This is a genomic window from Marinobacter sp., from assembly GCF_046484525.1.
Taxonomy (GTDB): Bacteria; Pseudomonadota; Gammaproteobacteria; order Pseudomonadales; family Oleiphilaceae; genus Marinobacter.
In genome coordinates this window covers 43,578-59,309 of sequence record NZ_JAWOIS010000094.1, presented here as the reverse complement: position 1 = coordinate 59,309, position 15,732 = coordinate 43,578, and the positions used below count along the sequence as shown (strand labels likewise).

Here is a 15,732-nt window from a genome sequence, read left to right as displayed (position 1 = left end):
ATCCTGGTATCCGCCACCATTGCCCAGCCTGCGATCCAGCTGGGTATCGATCCGCTGCATTTCTGGATCGTGTGTCTCGTTGCCTTCGAGCTGGGGTATCTCAGCCCGCCGGTGGCGTTGAACCACCTGCTGACCCGGCAGGTGGTCGGGGAAACGGAAGTGCTCGCTGCCGAGCGCACCGGTTCCTTCTGGCACCGCTATGAGCGACTCCTGCTGCCCCTGGCAGTCATGGGGCCGACACTCCTGCTGGTCGCCTTTGTTCCGTTGTTGTTCTACGCGCTTTGACATCTTCCCTCCGCTAAGCACGTTAGAGATGCTTGGCGGGGGATTCCTCCAGCGAGACGCTCATGCCCGAGCGCGAGAATGTTCCGGGCCGCGTTGATGTCGCGGTCATGAGTGACACCACACTCACAGGTCCATTCCCTTATTCCAAGACCGGTTCTACCTTTCGGACTGTTATTGGAGATGGCTCCACAACACGAACAGGTTTGGGTGGTGTAAGCTTCCTGCATTTCGATGAAAACCCCGCCGGCGTGCTCGCTCTTATACTGCAACAGGGTTTTTAGCGTGAACCAGCCCGCATCCAACACGGATTTGGCCAGTTTGGTTTTCACTAGTGACGAGCTGGATACACCGCCCACCACAATCAGCGCATAGTCGTTTACCAATTGCCGACTGAACTTGTGCAAGGCATCGTGTCGACGATTGCGTATCTTGGCGTGAATGGCACGCACGCGCTGTGCCTTCCTAGCTCGCTGAGCTATTGCCAATTTTTGCTCTAAATCCTTTTGGAACCGACCTGCCTCCAGCTTTTGGCCGTTTGAAAGTGTCGCAATGTCTTTTAGGCCGAGATCGACACCAACGCTGCTGTTACCGCAGCGTTGTCGAGTTTTCATAGATACGGCTACACAGAAGTACCATCGACCACGAGCGTCCTCTGTGAAACAGCCTGAGCGAAACTGGTACTGCGACAGCCCGTAACTGTCCCATACCTTGTAGTGTTGACCATAGAAGAATACCTGGCCGTTCCTCCACTTCGCTGCTCCGGTATTCACTGGAATCCACCCGAGTGAGCGGCGAACGCCGTTCGACTTGCGCCAGGCCAGTCGCTGTTTGCGGCTTTGTTTCCTGCGTGTGGCGTATTCCGCGCTCACTCGCTGGATTGTTTGACTGTGCAGGCCAAGCAGCTTTCCAGCACCTTTGGTGTACTTCTGCATTTCATATGCAGACAAGAATTGACCGCGTTCACGGATCGATCGAGAACTGAGTTGATTCACATAGTTCCAAGCGCAATTTACCGCCGCTGCTTGACGGCGCAGCTCTTTGGCGTGTTTGCAACGGACGCGAACCTTCAACGTTTTGATGGTCTGGTGCATAGCTGTATATTTGCACAGTGTTTTCGAGCCGGCAAGGGCCGGTGGCGCTTACCATGAAACCGCTATGGAATTCCCTCACACTCAGTTTTATACGTTGAGTACCTACCTGTAACTTTGGTTCGGCAGCTTGAAGTAACCGCCACCGGCTCGGCGGCTGTCGGTTACTTTATCCGTGGGGCGTGAAATCCCGTACCCGCTCACAGGTGCGGTAACAAAGTTGGGGGATGGTGTATGCTTCAATTGGCAGACGGAAAAGGCAGATTGGAAGAAGGAAAGGGATCCGGGATGTTTCGGAAAAGCTTGGTAGTGGGCCTGGCAGTGGCTTTAGCCGGTTGTGGCGGTGGCTCCGGTGATGGCGAAACGGCGCCGGTGGATGTGGCGCTCGCCGGGGTTATTGATATCGAGGCGAGTACCCGGGTGGATGTCGATACTGCCGATTCGCTCTCTCTGAATCCTTCTCCGTCTGACATTGTGCAGACATTGCCAGAGGAATTCATTCTCGCAGGCTATGTGAGTCGCGAGGAAGGAAGCTATCCGACTGTTGGCGGTTTTCCTGGCACCGACTACTTTATTGATGCCCTCGACCGGTTTTCACTGAACCTGGCTCCGGATCAGCGGGTGTCGCTGCAGGCGTTTGCCACCCGTGCCGGCCGATCCAGTGTAACCCTCAGGTTGCTGGATCCCGATTCAGGTGAGCTGATCGCCAGCGCCAGTACCAGTGACACCAGCTCCCAGGTGAGCGTCAGCCTCGCTGATGACAGCACCTCCTGGCCGGAAGGCACGTATCAGGTAGAAGTGCTGGCAGACTCTGTGCCCATGCTTTATATCCTGTCGTCGTCGGCTTCCGGGCTGTCTGCCCAGTCTGTCTATGAATGGCCCAGCCATCAGTTTGTCGAGGGCGAAGCCATTGTGGCTCTGGAACAGGGGCAAGGCTTTCCGGGGGCTGCGTCAGCGCAGATGTCCGCGCTCGGGATGGCTGAAGCCAGGGAGCTCGGTCGGGGGCACTGGAGAGTACGAATGGCCGGGACTCTGAGTCAGGGCCATGGCAATCGCGCAAGCGAGACTCTGGCGTGGATTCAGAGTTTGCGCAAAGACGGAGCAGTAAAGAACGCTGTGCCCAACTACCTGGTCAGATCTCAGGAGACCCCGGTCAGTGAGCCCCTTTATGCGGACCCGGCTTTGGGTCAGCAGTGGCATTATGAGTTGTTGAATGCTCCCATTGCCTGGCAACTTGCGCAGGTGGAAGGCGGACAAGGGGTGAAAGTCGCGGTTCTGGACACCGGGCTCTTTGGCCAGCCGGATGACTGGCATCTGGATCTGAATGCCAACGTTGGCACGGGTCAGGACTTTGTATCGGGCGAATACGACAACGATGGCAATCCGGGACCCGATGACAACCCGTCTGATCCGGGGAACAGTGTCGGGGGAAGTGTGTATCACGGCACCCATGTTTCCGGAACGGTCGCGGCGGCTGTTAATGGACGAGGCGGGGGTGGTGTTGCTTACCAATCAACGCTGGTACCTGTCCGTGTGCTGGGCGAAGGTGGCACCGGATCCTCGGCGGACTTGCTCGACGCGATCAACTGGGTGAATGATGATGGCACCGGCGAACCCAGGGCGGACGTGGTGAATCTGAGCCTTGGCGGCCTGCCTTTTCTCCGCGACTTACAGGATGCCATCAGTGAGGGGACAGAGCGTGGTGCGATCTATGTGGCCGCAGCGGGTAATTCTGCATCCAGCACGCCTTCCTATCCGGCAGCCTTCGATAACGTCTTTGCAGTCAGTGCGGTGGATGGTGCCGGAGTGTTGTCCTCGTATTCCAACTTCGGTTCCTGGGTCGATCTGGCGGCACCGGGTGGCGATGCCACCCGGGACGGCAATGCCGACGGCCGGGGCGACCTGGTCAGCAGCACCAGTGCCGCCGTGATTGACGGGACCCTGACGGCCACTTATGCCGGCCTCCAGGGTACTTCCATGGCGGCGCCCCATGTTTCCGGTGTTCTGGCATTGATGAAAAGCCAGAACGACGTGCTTGATTACAAGGCTGTCAATGCGCTCCTGCAGGCTGGCAAACTCACCGACTCCAGTTGCGGCGCAGGTTGCCGGACGCCCGAACTTGGTTGGGGGTTGGTGGATGCTGCCAAGTCCGTTCTGGCGGCCTCGGAAGCGCCGGTGACGGACTTGCTGACGGCATCGCCTGCCATTGTTTCCCTCTCGACGGAAGGGCCCTCTTTCGTCACTGTGGCGCTGGAGGTCTATGGGGATTCTCCTACTACAGTTACCATTGATTCTGTCCAGCTGGAATCGCCGGCAGCCTGGCTTGAAGTGGGAGCTGTAGAACCAGATAGTTCGGGGATCAGTTTTACTATTGATCTCTCCCTGATTCCTGAAGAATTGGAGGAAGGGGTCTCAGAGCGTACGACGCTTCAGATTGATTATACTGGCGATGAACCCCGCACGCTGGAAATCCCTGTCATCGGCCAGCAACTGGACGACCAGGTGGCCCGAAATGCCGGCCGCCATTTCGTACTGCTGATCGACCCGGAGCCGGAAGGCGAGATTTTCACCACAGTGGCTCAGGCAACCGCAGAGGTTGTAAACGGCCAGTACCAGTTCAGCTTCCGCCCGGATGACGGCGTCGAACCCAGATACCTCTCCGAAGTCCCGCCCGGAACCTACTTCCTGGTGGCCGGTTCGGACCTCGATAACGACGGCCTGATCTGTCATGCTGGCGAGGCCTGTGCCGAGTACCCGGTCTCCGGTCTGCGGGAAGAGATCGCCATTTCCGCAGGCGAGGCCATCCAGGGTATCCGGATGACCACCAGCTACTCGAGGCCGACGATTTCCGCCCAGTCCCCCGATATTCTCCCGCGCCCGGGATTTGAGGGCTATCGTGTGCTCTCGGCACAGCCGGATAACGAAAACACCAAGAGTATTCGCTGATCATGACCTTGTTGTCCCGTTCCTTTTCTATCATCCTCGCCGGCACCAGCATGGTGATTGCCGGCTGTGCAACCAGTCAGCCCCAGGTTCAGACCGATGAGGGTGCGCCCCTGGCCAGGCAAATCAGCCAGTCCTCCCATTGTGGCCTGACGGCACCAGGTCATCTGCTTCTGAAGAGCGAGACCGATGTCGGGCGTCTGGAAGGGTTGCAGGGCCGGACCTTGCCGCTGGTGCCACTCAGGGCCGTGGATTTTGAGCGGGAACAGGTGGTCCTTGCGGCACTGGGCCAGAAACCCACGGGAGGCTACAGTGTCACCCTGGTGTCCTCGGCTATCGAGGATGACATCCTGGAGCTTTCCGTCCGTGTCCGTGAACCGCAACCGGGCGTGTTGGTCACCCAGGCGCTGACCACTCCCTGTGCCGCCATTGCCGTCACTGCCAGGGGCTGGAGTGACATCCGTATCACGCCCGAGCAAAACAACCGTTGATCTTTGCCGTTGAATCCCTAAGCTATGGCTCAGCTTTTCTGACCAATTGCGGAGTCACTTCCTGACTATGAGCCAGCAACAGTACAACGCCGACGCCATTGAAGTCCTGAGCGGTCTGGATCCGGTGCGCAAGCGCCCCGGCATGTACACGGACACCTCGCGCCCGAACCACCTGGCCCAGGAAGTGATCGATAACAGTGTCGACGAGGCCCTTGCCGGCCATGCCCGCCGCATTGATGTCATCCTGCACAGCGACGGTTCCCTCAGCGTCGAGGACGACGGTCGCGGCATGCCAGTGGACATCCACAAGGAGGAAGGGCTCTCGGGCGTCGAGCTGATCCTGACCCGGCTGCACGCCGGCGGCAAGTTCTCCCAGGGCAACTACAATTTCTCCGGCGGTCTGCACGGGGTGGGTGTCTCGGTGGTCAATGCCTTGTCCACTGAGCTGGAAGTGATCATCAAACGCGACGGCCAGCTGCACCGGATGACGTTTGCGGACGGCGACAAAGTCACCGAGCTGGAGGTGATCGACACTGTCGGTAAGCGCAATACCGGCACCCGGCTGCGCTTCAAGCCCGATCCGAAGTACTTTGACAGCCCCAACTTTTCCATCAGTCGACTGCGCCACAACCTCCGCGCCAAAGCAGTTCTGTGCCCGGGCCTGATCGTCACCTTCCTGCAGGAAAAAACCGGCGAGAAGGATGAATGGTTTTACGAGGACGGCCTGAGGGATTACCTGCGCACCGCGCTGGCGGACATCGAGGCCGTTCCCCTGGAGCCGTTCACCGGCAACTTCTCCGGTAATAAGGAGGCCGTGGACTGGGCCATCCAGTGGTTGCCTGAGGGCGGCGAGGCGGTCATGGAAAGTTATGTGAACCTGATTCCGACAGCCCAGGGCGGTACCCACGTCAACGGGCTTCGGACCGGTCTGCTCGAGGCCATGCGGGAGTTCTGCGAGTTCCGCGCTCTGCTCCCGCGGGGTGTGAAGCTGTCGCCGGAAGATATCTGGGAGCGGGTGGCTTACGTGCTCTCGTTCAAGATGCAGGAACCCCAGTTCTCGGGTCAGACCAAGGAACGTCTTTCTTCCCGGGAGGCTGCTGCCTTTATTTCCGGGGTGGTGAAGGATGCCTTCAGTCTGTGGCTGAACCAGCATACCGATGTGGCCGAAGCCCTGGCCGAATTGTTCATCAACAACGCCCAGCGCCGCTTGCGGGCAAGCAAGAAGGTGGCCCGAAAGAAGGTCACATCCGGCCCGGCCCTGCCTGGCAAGCTTGCCGACTGCTCCGGTGGCGATACCGCCCGTTCCGAACTTTTCCTGGTGGAGGGGGACTCCGCCGGTGGTTCCGCCAAACAGGCCCGGGACCGGGAGTTCCAGGCGGTGATGCCCCTGCGGGGCAAGATCCTCAATACCTGGGAAGTGGATTCCGGTGAGATCCTGGCTTCCCAGGAAGTCCACGACATCGCTGTTGCCATTGGTGTGGATCCGGGCTCGGACGACATCGCCGGTCTGCGCTATAACAAGATCTGCATCCTGGCGGATGCGGACTCTGACGGCCTGCACATCGCTACTTTGCTGTGTGCGCTGTTCGTGAAGCACTTCCGGCCCCTCGTTGCCGCCGGGCACGTGTTCGTTGCCATGCCGCCGTTGTATCGTGTCGATCTGGGCAAGGAAACTTTCTATGCCCTGGATGAGCACGAGAAGCAGGGCATCATCGATCGCCTGGCGGCGGAGAAGCGCAAGGGCAAGATCCAGGTCACCCGGTTCAAGGGTCTTGGCGAGATGAACCCGCTGCAGCTGCGTGAGACCACCATGGCACCGGACACCCGCCGGCTGGTCATGCTGACGCTGGAGGAGGGTGATCAGACCGATGAGCGCATGGACATGCTGCTGGGCAAGAAGCGGGCCTCAGATCGCCGTGCGTGGCTGGAAACCTACGGCAACATGGCCGATGTTGCGGTCTGATATTCTATAAAGTGATTTAAAAATCGCGCTTTATTCTTTTTAAGTATTCCTCAGAGCCGCTATGCTGCCAGTTTTCATAACGGGGAATACCGGATATGGACTGGCAGGGCTGGTTCGCGTTGGGTCTGTCCGGCGTGGCATTACTATTGATGAGTTCAGGACGCTTTGCGCCCCACATGGTCATGATGGGTGTGCTGGTGGTGTTGAGCGTCAGTGGCCTGATTTCCCCGGAACAGGCCCTGGCCGGGTTCAGCAACACCGGTCTGATTACCGTGGTGGCACTATTTGTGGTCGCCTCGGGCATTCACCATTCCGGCGGCGTCGATCTTCTTGTCAGGCACCTGCTCCGCTCCCCCAAAACCGTCCGCAGTGCCCAGGCCCGTATCGCCCTGCCGGTGGCCCTGCTTAGTGGTTTCCTGAACAACACGCCGGTGGTGGCGACCATGATTCCAGCGGTGCATGCCTGGTCCCGCAAGATCGGTATTTCACCGTCCAAGCTGATGATTCCCCTGAGCTATTCCGCCATTCTCGGTGGCACCCTGACGCTGATCGGCACCAGTACCAACCTGGTGGTGAACGGTCAGTACCAGCAACTGACCGGTGGAGACGGCTTCTCCATTTTCTCCATTACCATGGTGGGCCTGCCGGTGGCCGTTATTGGCCTGGCGGTGATGCTGCTGGTCATGCCCCGGGTTTTGCCGGACCGGAAAGACCAGCAGAAATTCGGTTCCATGCGGGAGTTCACCCTGGAAGTGGCGGTTTCGGCCAGTGGGCCGCTGGTGGGCAAGACCGTGGGCGAGGCCGGGCTCCGGGAGCTTGAGCGCCTATACCTGGTGGAAATCGAACGGGATGGCAGCGTGGTGACCGCGGTGCCCTCCGAAGAGCACCTGCGCGGGGGCGACCGCCTGGTCTTTGCCGGCGATACCCAGGCCATCTCCGATCTGCTGCGGATCAACGGTATCGTCCCCTCCGTTCACGAGGACGAGCCGTCCCTGAGCAAGGACCGGACCGAGCGGCGCCTGGTGGAAGCGGTGCTGTCGCCCCAGTCGGATGTGCTCGGGCTGACCATCCGGGATGCCCGGTTCCGGGACCGCTATGGTGCCGTGGTGCTGGCGGTGGCCCGTGGTGGTGAGCGGGTCTCGGGCAATCTGGGCAATATCCGTCTCAAGCCCGGGGATGTGTTGTTGCTGGAAGCCCGCCCCGCCTTCGTCAGCCGGCAGCGTTATAACAAGGATTTCCTGCTGATCAACGATCTGGACACAGACACACCGCGCCACGACCGGGCCTGGGTGTCCTGGAGCATTCTGGTGGTGCTGGTGGGGCTGGCGGCCTGCGGGATCATGAGTATGCTCAACGCCGCCCTGCTGGCGGCCGCGTTGATGACTCTGACCGGCTGTTGTTCCGTGGGTCAGGCCCAGAAATCGGTGGATGTCCCTGTGGTTCTTACCATAGCCGCCTCTTTCGCCCTGGGGGCGGCCCTGCAGGAAACCGGAGCAGCCAGCTACCTGGCCGAGGGCATCCTGGGGCTCAGTCATGGTCACGTCCTGGTGGCGATCCTGCTGGTCTATTTTGCGGTCTCTACCCTGACCGAAATGGTGACCAACAACGCCGCGGCCGTGCTGGTGATCCCCGTGGTGCTGTCCATGACCACGGCCATGGGAGCGCCCGCCGAACCTTTTGTGATTGCGGTCATGATGGCCGCATCCGCGAGTTTTGCCACACCGCTCGGGTATCAGACCAACATGATGGTGTTCGGCCCCGGTGGCTACCGCTTTGCTGATTTCGTGCGGGTCGGGCTGCCGATGAACCTGTTTATTGGCCTGGTGACTGTGGTGGTGATCGCTGTGGTCTACGGGATCAGTCTTTACTGACCCGGGGATCGATCGGGCTGGACAGGATGTCGCAGCACAGCACTCTGAGTTCTCCGTTCTGGTAGAAGCCCAGGGACAGGGTCACGCACATATAGGCCCCGGTGACACACAGGTAAGGTGCTGTGACCTGCAGTTTTTCCGGCTGTGCGAGGGCTTGGCGGAGGTACTGCTGTCGATACCAGTCGGCGCTGCTGCTGTCTTCCAGAGGCCGGAACCGTGGGTCGAGGTTGCGTGTGCCGGCATTCGATACCAGCGTTGCATCGATCTGTATGCCGTTGGCATCTACCAGGTAACAGCGGGAAACCGTCGGGTGGTTGAGCATTTCCGCACAGGCTTCCGCCATGGTGGTGCCGGAATACATCCGGTCAATGGCTCTCAGGAAGAAGTGCTCGAAGAAGCTCACTACCTGCTGCGTCGGATCAAAGGTTACCGGATTATGTTGTTTGTACTCGTCCAATAACTGACCAAAATCCGCGGGCGATGCCTCCAGTCCACTGAGTTCGGTACTGGGCTTGCGGAAGTAGAAACCCTGGACGAAGTCCACGCCGGCATCGATGGCGATCATCGCCTGACTCCGGGTTTCCACACCCTCCAGTAAAACGAGGCACGCCGACTGGTGCAGCAGGGAGACGATGCCGTTGAGGATCTGCCGGGCCTTCGGATCCTCGGTGGCCCGTGTCAGCAGGGTCCGGTCCAGCTTGACGATGTCCGGTGACAGGTTCCAGATCCGTTCAAAATTGGAGTGGCCCGCTCCGAAGTCATCAATGGCTGTCAGGCAGCCCAGTTCCTGGTAGAAGGCCACGGTCTCCTGCAGTCGCTCGGCATCATCCGTGGGTTGTTCGACGATTTCCATCACGATTCGGTGCGGTGGCAGCCCGGTTTTCTTCAGCAGCTGATCAAAGAAGGAGTCAGACGGGTTGCCTACCGTGGCCACCTTGGGTGAAACGTTGAGGAACAGCCAATTCAGTTCATCCTTAATACTGCCGTAGTTACGGATATGCAGGTAGCGACAGAGTCGGTCCAGCAGGAGGTTCTCGAAATCCGAGGTTGGGAGCTTGAACAGGTCCACGGGCAGGATCTGGATATTCCTGGTGTCGAACGCCCGGATCAGCGCCTCGTACCCGACGATTCGTTTGTGGGAGACGCTGTAGATAGGCTGTAGTGCGGTTTTCAGGGTCAGGCCCTGGAATTCCGCGGTCCAGAGATTACCTTCCTGGTTGAGCATAGGGGAGAGCTGATCAAGCTCGGGGGATCTCAACTTCTGAGGCAATGGCTGAGGCATGGTTTCTTCGGGTCGTTATGGCGCGAGACTGCATTCTTTGGCGGAGACTGCCAAAAAAATACAGGCATTACCACAACTTCCCTGAAGAAACGGGAATCCGTTAGTGTTCTGGAGGAGATTGGCGGGATGAGCGAATGAAAAAAGCGGTCCGAGGACCGCTTTTACTCAGTTGTTGCTGGGAACAACAACTCTTTCGTCGAATTCGAGTTCCATGACGTTTCTCCTGAATTTATCCCGGCTGATTGAAAAGATATGTGAGAAGTTTATCTTTGTCATAATTTTGAACAATCCGTAGAACCCGTATACGACTAAAGGAATAGAGTGAGGACGATGATCAGAATTTCTGATCATCGGCAGCAAAACATTTTGATTTTATTCGTCATCCGGTCTTCTTAAACTCGGCCTATTAACCCAGCAGACAGGGAGCAGTCTCCAGACAATGCAATTCCGAAACAGCTCCGAACGATACGGTTCCGTGGCGATCTTCATCCACTGGCTGGTGGCGGGTGCCGTAGTCGGCCTGTTTGCGCTTGGTTACTGGATGGTGGACCTGTCCTATTACGACGACTGGTATCGCCGCGGGCCCGATATCCATCGTAGTGTGGGCATACTGCTGCTGGCGGTCATGGTTATCCGGGTAATCTGGCGATTCACCAATCCGCCACCATCGCCCCTGTCCGATCACCAGCGCCTGGAAGTGCTTGCAGCCCGTGCGACGCATGGGCTGTTATACGTGTTGCTGTTTTTCGCAATGGTCAGTGGTTACCTGATATCCACGGCAGATGGTTCTTCCATCAGTGTCTTCGGCTGGTTCGATGTACCCTCGGTTACCGGACAGGTGAAGGGTATGGAGGACATTGCCGGATCCATACATTACTGGTCAACCTGGGCGGTTGTGGTACTTGCCGGGCTTCATGCCCTCGCCGCCTTGAAACATCATTTTGTTGATCGTGACCGAACTCTGCTTCGTATGCTCTGTAAATGAGCGGCGAAGCAAGGAAGAAGAGACGCCCGATGACCGGGCTGGTTTACCAAAAGGGAGAAACCATTCATGAAGAAAGCATTGCTTGCATCCGCGGTATCCATGGCGTTGGCCGGTGGTGCCGTCCAGGCCGATGAGCATGGCGGCACCTATGCCTTCGATAACAAGGATACCCACCAGTTCATTACCTTCAAGATTTCCCACCTCGGCTACAGCTGGTTGTATGGCCGTTTCAACGATTTTGATGGTCAGTTCGTTTACGATGCCGAGAACCCGGAGAACAGCTCGGTCAGCGTCACGATCGATACCTCCAGTGTTGATTCCAACCACGCCGAGCGTGACAAACACCTGCGCAGTGAAGATTTCCTGTATGTGGATGAATATCCGGAAGCCTCGTTCACCAGTAAGCGTGTGGTCGTGGACGAAGGTGGCGAAGCGGACATCATCGGTGATCTGACCCTGCGCGGAGTTACGAAGGAAGTTACCCTGGATGCCGAGATGGTCGGCCACGGTGAGGATCCCTGGGGCGGCTACCGCATGGGTTTTGAAGCGGAGACTGAACTGCGGCTGAAGGACTTTGGTATTCCTATGGATCTTGGCCCCGTGTCTGAGACCGTTGAGATCATTATTTCTGTCGAGGGGATTCGACAGTAAGCCTGGCTGGCCCTGCCAGACCCGGTTCCGGGCTCAGCCCGGAACCTTCCTGCCTTTAATGTGATCAGATCGAGCTTGAGGATTCGCGGGAAGACGGGCAGTTCTTGCAAAGGTGGCGTTGACGCCAGAATTGACCGGCAAAAATCACCAGCCAGATCAGCAGACCCGCCCACAGGTAGGGCTCCGGTACCGCGAAACTCCCACTGATTGCAAACTCCACCAGGAGCATCAGCGCTACTGCCAGTACTGCATTGACCATGGCTGTCACCATGGCTTGCCCGCAGGCTTTCAGGTTGGGCTTCATAGTGTTTCGCTTGTTCGGGTGTGGAAACGGTCTTCTAATAAGGAGCCTCTGATTAACTCCGGATCACCACTGCAAGCCCCGAAGGGCGAGCCGGGGTTAATCAGAGGCTCCTTATGTTGGTGAGAATACGGCGACCCTTACAGTCTCTCCATGCGGGAATTCCGCTATTGGCGTTTCCGTACCCTCACTGGATCAGCACCGGATTGGTGTATCCGCGCCTGCGTCCATATAATGTGCCTTCTTCCTCTGCCCCGTGTAATTCGGGGCCGCGGAGAGTAGCATCACAGCCATTCCAAACAACAGGCAATTCAGGCAAAAGGGGCATCCATGCCAGAATTTCAGACCACCGATGAAGGCTTCGAGCGCGTCTCGCTAAGGGATTACACGGAGAAGGCCTATCTCGATTACTCCATGTACGTCATCCTCGACCGGGCTTTGCCCAACGTCGGGGACGGACTGAAGCCGGTCCAGCGGCGGATTGTCTACGCCATGTCGGAACTCGGGCTCAAGTCCACCTCCAAGTACAAGAAATCCGCCCGTACGGTTGGTGATGTTCTGGGTAAGTTCCATCCCCACGGTGACAGCGCCTGTTACGAGGCCATGGTGCTGATGGCCCAGCCCTTCTCCTACCGCTATCCGCTGGTGGACGGGCAGGGCAACTGGGGTTCTCCGGATGATCCCAAATCCTTTGCCGCCATGCGTTACACCGAGTCGCGCCTGGCCCCCTTTGCGGAGGTCCTGCTCAGTGAGCTGGGGCAGGGTACGGTGGACTGGGTGCCGAACTTCGACGGCACCATGGAAGAGCCGTCGGTCCTGCCGGCGCGTTTGCCGCACGTCCTGCTGAACGGTACCACCGGGATCGCGGTGGGGATGGCCACTGATATTCCACCGCACAACGTCCGTGAGGTGGCCGCTGCCTGTATCCGCTTGCTGGACAAACCAGAGGCCGGTGTCGACGAACTGTGTGAGCACATCAAGGGGCCGGATTTCCCCACGCGGGCCGAGATCATCACGCCCCGCAAGGACATCCGCCAGATGTACGAGACGGGGCGTGGTTCCTTGCGCATGCGTGCCCGCTGGATCCGGGAAAATGGCGAAGTGGTGGTTACAGACCTCCCGCACCAGGTCTCCGGCAACCGGGTTCTGGAGCAGATTGCCCAGCAGATGCAGACCAAGAAACTGCCCATGGTAGCGGACCTGCGGGATGAATCCGATCACGAAAACCCGACCCGGCTGGTGATTGTGCCGCGCTCCAACCGCGTCGACCTGGATGGGCTGATGGCCCACCTGTTTGCCAGCACCGATCTGGAGAAGACCTACCGGGTCAATGTCAACGTCATCGGCAATGATGGCCGCCCGGGCGTGAAGGGGCTGCACGAGATCCTGACCGAGTGGCTGGCGTTCCGCCGTACCACGGTGACCCGCCGTCTCCAGCACCGCCTGGACAAGGTGTTGGCCCGGCTGCACATCCTCGAGGGTCTGCTGGTAGCCTACTTGAATATCGATGAAGTGATCGAAATTATCCGCTACGAGGACAAGCCCAAGGACGAGCTGATGGCCCGGTTCGGGCTGTCGGCCGAGCAGGCGGAGGCTATCCTCGAGCTGAAACTGCGCCACCTGGCAAAACTCGAAGAAATGAAGATCCGCGGCGAGCAGGACGAACTGTCCGCCGAGCGGGACGAGCTACAGGCAATCCTGGGCTCCGAGGACCGGCTCCGGGAGCTGATCAAGACCGAACTGCAACAGGATGCCGAGAGCTTTGGGGATGATCGTCGCTCGCCGATCGTGGAGCGCGAGGAAGCCCGGGCGTTCAGTGAGGTGGACCTGGTATCCAACGATCCGGTTACGGTAGTGCTCTCTGACAAGGGCTGGGTGCGCGCGGCCAAGGGCCATGACATCGAGCCCGAAGGCCTGAGCTACAAGGCCGGCGATCGCTTCGCCCTGGCCGCCCGCGGCCGTAACAATCAACAGACGATCTTCCTGGACTCCACCGGCCGGGCCTACGCCCTGATGGCGCATTCGCTGCCCTCGGCCCGAGGGCAGGGCGAGCCCTTGACGGGCCGGATCAATCCGCCGTCCGGAGCCTCCTTTACCGGACTGCTGATGGGTGAGCCGGCCAGCAAGGCCCTGCTGGTGACTGATGGCGGCTATGGTTTTGTTACCTCGCTGCAGGACATGATCAGCAAGAACCGCAATGGCAAGGCGGTTGTGTCCGTTCCGAAGGGGGCGAAGATCGTGCCGCCGGTGATGGTGCCAAAGGTGAACAAAACCCTCTACCTGGCCGCCATTTCCAATGAAGGGAGGATGCTGGTGTTCCCGCTGAACGAGTTGCCGGAACTGGCCAAGGGCAAGGGCAACAAAATTATCAGTATTCCCTCGGCAAGAGTTCAGAACCGGGAGGAATTCGTGGTGGCCGTGGCGGTGTTTGCCGAGGATGACCAGCTCGAGATCCGGGCGGGCAAACGCAAGATGGGACTGCAGTTCAATGACCTCGAGCATTACCTCGGCGAGCGTGGCCGGCGCGGGCACAAGCTGCCCCGGGGCTTGCAACGGGTTGATGCCATTGACGTGATTCCTTCGGCTGCGCGGGCCCGGCAAGAGGAGAGCTCCGACAGTGAGTGAACTGGTACTGATTAACGTCTCCGGGCGCGACAAGCCGGGGCTGACCTCCGAGATTACCGGTATCATGGGGCGCTACAACGTGCGGATCCTGGATATCGGCCAGGCCGTGATCCACGATCACCTGACCTGGGGCATACTGATCGAGATTCCTGACGAGTCCAAATCTTCGCCGGTAATCCGGGACCTGCTGTTCCGCTTGCATGCCCTCGACCTTCAGGTTCACTTCGCGCCGATCACCGAGAAGGAATACCAGGCCTGGGCGGCAGGCCGGAACCGTGCATGTTATATCGTTACCCTGCTGTCCCGGGACATCAAGGCTGAACAGATTGCCCAGGTGTCTGCGATAACCGCACGTCACGGACTGAATATCGACAATATCAGCCGGTTGTCTGGCCGGCCCTCGCTGAACCCTTCTGAAAACCGTATTGCCTGTGTCGAGTTCTCGGTGCGCGGCACGCCATCCGACCTGGAACAGCTGCGGGCGGATTTCCTGCAGATTGCCGGCGAGATGAACGTGGACATCGCCTTCCAGGAGGACTCCATCTTCCGGCGTAACCGGCGCCTGGTGGTGTTCGACATGGATTCCACCCTGATCGAAGCCGAGGTGATCGACGAGCTGGCGCTGGAGGCCGGGGTGGGGGATCAGGTGGCTGAGATCACCGAGCGAGCGATGCAGGGGGAACTGGACTTCTGTCAGAGCTTTGCCGAGCGCCTGGCGCTGCTCAAAGGGCTGGATGAATCGGTGCTCGAGGGTATCGCCGCCCGCTTGCGTATGACCGAGGGGGCCGAACACCTGATCCGCAGTCTCAAGGCCCTGGGGTACCGCACGGCGATCCTGTCCGGCGGTTTCACCTATTTTGCGCGCCATCTCCAGCGTAAGCTGGGGATCGATTATATCTATGCCAACGAGCTGGAAATCGAGGACGGCACGGTGACCGGACGGGTCGCCGGGCAGATTGTGGACGGCAAGCGCAAGGCGGAACTGTTGCTGGAGATTGCCGAGAAAGAGCACATTTCCCGGGAGCAGGTGATCGCTGTTGGGGATGGTGCCAACGACCTGCCCATGCTGAGCCAGGCGGGCCTCGGCGTCGCGTTCCGGGCCAAGCCGCTGGTGAAGGAGTCCGCCCGCCACTCGATCTCTACCCTGGGCCTGGACGCCATCCTGTACCTGATTGGCTTCAGGGAGCGGGAAACCAGTGAAACCCTGCAGGATTCGGAGTTCTGAGGGTAGGTAAGCTGCAATGAAC

The 15,732-nt window shown here is 59.1% G+C and carries 12 protein-coding genes; 9 read left to right on the top strand and 3 right to left on the bottom strand.

Annotated elements, in window-relative coordinates; genetic code table 11:
- Nucleotides 1-285, top strand: a 285-nt coding sequence (locus tag R6W86_RS18810; protein ID WP_410330876.1) for a TRAP transporter large permease subunit, incomplete at its 5' end; no start/stop codon positions are given.
- Here R6W86_RS18810 and R6W86_RS18805 read toward each other — a convergent pair.
- Nucleotides 273-1,376, bottom strand: a complete 1,104-nt coding sequence (locus R6W86_RS18805) for an RNA-guided endonuclease InsQ/TnpB family protein (protein ID WP_410330875.1) — start codon at nucleotides 1,374-1,376, stop codon at nucleotides 273-275. The genes R6W86_RS18810 and R6W86_RS18805 overlap by 13 nt on opposite strands.
- A 285-nt stretch (nucleotides 1,377-1,661) precedes the next feature.
- Between R6W86_RS18805 and R6W86_RS18800 the strand changes: the two genes are divergently transcribed.
- The 4 genes from R6W86_RS18800 (at nucleotide 1,662) to R6W86_RS18785 (ending at nucleotide 8,641) form a co-directional block, all read left to right on the top strand.
- Nucleotides 1,662-4,319 (top strand): S8 family serine peptidase, encoded by a 2,658-nt coding sequence (locus R6W86_RS18800; RefSeq protein ID WP_410330874.1) that lies wholly within the window; start codon nucleotides 1,662-1,664, stop codon nucleotides 4,317-4,319.
- Between the two features lie 2 nt (nucleotides 4,320-4,321).
- A complete protein-coding gene (locus R6W86_RS18795; protein WP_410330873.1) occupies nucleotides 4,322-4,807 on the top strand; it encodes a protease complex subunit PrcB family protein in 486 nt (161 codons plus the stop codon).
- A 67-nt stretch (nucleotides 4,808-4,874) separates the two neighbouring features.
- Complete coding sequence (gene parE / locus R6W86_RS18790; protein WP_410330872.1) at nucleotides 4,875-6,770, top strand: DNA topoisomerase IV subunit B; 1,896 nt, start codon at nucleotides 4,875-4,877, stop codon at nucleotides 6,768-6,770.
- 95 nt (nucleotides 6,771-6,865) lie between these two features.
- The gene (locus R6W86_RS18785; RefSeq protein WP_410330871.1) at nucleotides 6,866-8,641 is read left to right on the top strand and encodes an SLC13 family permease; all 1,776 of its coding nucleotides are present in this window, start codon (nucleotides 6,866-6,868) and stop codon (nucleotides 8,639-8,641) included.
- Here the strand turns inward: R6W86_RS18785 and R6W86_RS18780 are convergent.
- Nucleotides 8,628-9,923, bottom strand: coding sequence for an EAL domain-containing protein (locus tag R6W86_RS18780; protein WP_410330870.1), 1,296 nt, complete (start codon nucleotides 9,921-9,923; stop codon nucleotides 8,628-8,630). The genes R6W86_RS18785 and R6W86_RS18780 overlap by 14 nt on opposite strands.
- Nucleotides 9,924-10,362: 439 nt before the next feature.
- Here R6W86_RS18780 and R6W86_RS18775 point away from each other — a divergent pair, with 439 nt between their 5' ends.
- Nucleotides 10,363-10,908, top strand: coding sequence for a cytochrome b (locus R6W86_RS18775; protein WP_410330869.1), 546 nt, complete (start codon nucleotides 10,363-10,365; stop codon nucleotides 10,906-10,908).
- Between the two features lie 66 nt (nucleotides 10,909-10,974).
- Nucleotides 10,975-11,559: a YceI family protein gene (locus R6W86_RS18770; protein WP_410330868.1), complete on the top strand. Its 585-nt coding sequence runs from the start codon at nucleotides 10,975-10,977 to the stop codon at nucleotides 11,557-11,559.
- A 64-nt stretch (nucleotides 11,560-11,623) separates the two neighbouring features.
- Here R6W86_RS18770 and R6W86_RS18765 read toward each other — a convergent pair whose 3' ends face one another.
- Nucleotides 11,624-11,863, bottom strand: coding sequence for a hypothetical protein (locus R6W86_RS18765; RefSeq protein WP_410330867.1), 240 nt, complete (start codon nucleotides 11,861-11,863; stop codon nucleotides 11,624-11,626).
- A gap of 327 nt (nucleotides 11,864-12,190) precedes the next feature.
- Here R6W86_RS18765 and parC point away from each other — a divergent pair, with 327 nt between their 5' ends.
- Nucleotides 12,191-14,485, top strand: coding sequence for a DNA topoisomerase IV subunit A (gene parC, locus R6W86_RS18760; RefSeq protein WP_410330866.1), 2,295 nt, complete (start codon nucleotides 12,191-12,193; stop codon nucleotides 14,483-14,485).
- Complete coding sequence (gene serB / locus R6W86_RS18755; protein ID WP_410330865.1) at nucleotides 14,478-15,710, top strand: phosphoserine phosphatase SerB; 1,233 nt, start codon at nucleotides 14,478-14,480, stop codon at nucleotides 15,708-15,710. Before parC ends, serB begins: the two co-directional genes overlap by 8 nt.
- The last annotated feature ends 22 nt before the right edge of the window (nucleotides 15,711-15,732 follow it).